Below are 1,986 nucleotides of genomic sequence, written 5' to 3' on the forward strand. Positions count from 1 at the left end.
GGTGTTAAATATCTAATATACTTCAGGATTGTATCCGAGACGTCGATGAAAACAAGTGCGAAAACAATAAATTTACCCCTAAATGCCTTGAGACTTGGTAAGCCCCGGTAGCTCAGACTGGTGGAGCGTCGGCCTTGTAAGGCCCTAGAGAGGGGGGTTCGAGGGAGCCGAAGGTCCCGGGTTCAAATCCCGGCCGGGGCTTCTTGGATTCTGTTCTCATGTTAACCACATGGCGTATTTTAACCATATCACGTGAGAAATTTTGATTTCACATTCCACTGCAAAAAACATAATTAGAGCTCGGATAATGGGATTACACATGTCTGGAATATCTGTTAGGTTTAAAGCAAAGGTCTCTAATATCTCTCTTTTTGACGCTCCCTTTGGAGAGAGAATGGTGAAATTGGAACTAACAGAGGAAAGAGAAATGCCCGAGCCCATGTTTGTGAGATCTCCGGATAGCGAGATAAGTCGTGAAATAGCCCCAATAATATCGCAAATCATGAGAATGTTTCCCGGAGCTTCGCCCGGAGTTATGCGTGTTCCAAGAGTTACATTGGTATTAACCGAAGATGAATGGGAAAAGTTCGTTACGAAGCCTAGCATTGGAGACTTCTTTGAGATTACGATCTCAAATGAAAAAATAGAATTGAAGCGAGAGGGTTAGGGTGGACTAAGCTTTAAGAACTTTAATGGTATGTCCTGGACTCTTCCCTCGGGTGTCCAACGTACTATGACTATTGGTAAAACGCCCATCTCAAGCTCTCTCTCGGCTATTTTTATAGCGTCTATATTCTCAGACTCCTCAACTGGGATCAAGACGGGCGCCCCAAAGGAGATCTGAAGGGCTCTTATACCAAGAATCCGGGCTTTCTCAAACCTTGTCAGCCAGGGTGGACCAATCTTGACTTGAAATTTAGACGATGAGGTATTACCTTTTGAAATATTACCCTCGAACATAAACGAGTTAGACAAGAAAAACAATATTTAAATCTTTTTAAAGTCTAATCTTTGTTTAATCGGTTTCGAATTCTCCGGAAGGTGTTTTCTCCTTCTCTTTCCCTTTCGGAGGCTGAGCTGCGATGATATCGTCAATTCTCATTATCATTATTGCTGCCTCTGTAGCCGACTTTAAGACTTGTTTCTTGACAATTGCTGGCTCAAGTATTCCAGCCTTGTAAGCATCCTCAACCTTGCCTGTGTAAGCATTAATACCAGCCCATTTTTCGCCCCTTGCGTGTAGACGCTTGAGCTCTGTTAACACGTCTATGGGCTCAGCTCCCGCGTTCTGCGCAAGTATTGCGACTATGTTCTCGAGAGCTTCGGCATACTTTTCAACCGCTAATTTCTCCTTGCTTGGCAGAGTGTTAGCGAATTCCCTTAATTTCATAGCCAACTCTATCTCAACTGCGCCTCCACCCGCTACTATCTTCGGATCCTCTATGACATTTCGGACAACACTGAGAGCATCATGAATCGCTCGCTCAGCCTCGTCGACAATATGTTCAGCACCGCCTCTGACGAGTATTGTCACGCTCTTGGGGTTGGGGCAGCCTTCAACGAAGACCATCTTCTCGTCCGCGACCTTCCTCTCCTCCACGAGCCTTGCAGTGCCGAGAGCCTCTGGAGAAATATCCTCAACCCTTGTAAGTATCTTAGCACCAGTAGCACGGGCAAGCTTCTCCATATCACTCTTCTTAACACGCCTCACAGCAAGAATACCAGCCCTGGCAAGATAATACTGAGCAACATCATCAATACCCTTCTGACAGAAAACAACATTAGCACCACTCTCCTTAATCTTGTCAACCATTTCTTTCAGTATCTTCTCTTCTTCTTCCAAGAACTGTTGCATCTGGTCAGGAGAGGAAATACGTATCTCTGCATCTATCTCGGTTTTCTCAACCTCGAGCGGGGCGTCTAGAAGCGCTATTTTCGCGTTCTCAACCCTCTTAGGCATGGCTGGATGTACAACCTCCTTGTCTA

The 1,986-nt window shown here is 45.3% G+C and carries 3 protein-coding genes and 1 tRNA gene; 2 read left to right on the top strand and 2 right to left on the bottom strand.

The window, feature by feature from the left end; all coding sequences use genetic code 11:
• The first annotated feature begins 101 nt into the window (after positions 1 to 101).
• Both ACP5KC_RS10340 and ACP5KC_RS10345 read left to right on the top strand, forming a co-directional pair.
• A tRNA-Thr gene (locus ACP5KC_RS10340) sits at positions 102 to 201 on the top strand.
• 118 nt (positions 202 to 319) lie between these two features.
• Positions 320 to 667, top strand: a complete 348-nt coding sequence (locus tag ACP5KC_RS10345) for an arcadin 1 (RefSeq protein ID WP_424741046.1) — start codon at positions 320 to 322, stop codon at positions 665 to 667.
• Here ACP5KC_RS10345 and ACP5KC_RS10350 read toward each other — a convergent pair.
• Together ACP5KC_RS10350 and thsB are read right to left on the bottom strand one after the other, a co-directional pair.
• Positions 664 to 960, bottom strand: a complete 297-nt coding sequence (locus tag ACP5KC_RS10350; protein ID WP_052883325.1) for a DNA-directed RNA polymerase subunit K — start codon at positions 958 to 960, stop codon at positions 664 to 666. The genes ACP5KC_RS10345 and ACP5KC_RS10350 overlap by 4 nt on opposite strands.
• Positions 961 to 1,015: 55 nt before the next feature.
• Positions 1,016 to 1,986 (bottom strand): thermosome subunit beta (gene thsB, locus ACP5KC_RS10355; RefSeq protein WP_428287533.1); only part of this gene is annotated, 971 nt, incomplete at its 5' end.

Origin of the sequence: Infirmifilum sp. (assembly GCF_049970975.1) — an archaeon.
Taxonomy (GTDB): Archaea; Thermoproteota; Thermoprotei; order Thermofilales; family Thermofilaceae; genus Thermofilum; species Thermofilum uzonense.

Bases quoted from the DNA above. Each gene is read 5' to 3' on its own strand.
- ACP5KC_RS10350 (WP_052883325.1), bottom strand. From the start codon at position 960: ATGTTCGAGGGTAATATTTCAAAAGGTAATACCTCATCGTCTAAATTT.
- ACP5KC_RS10345 (WP_424741046.1), top strand. From the start codon at position 320: ATGTCTGGAATATCTGTTAGGTTTAAAGCAAAGGTCTCTAATATCTCT.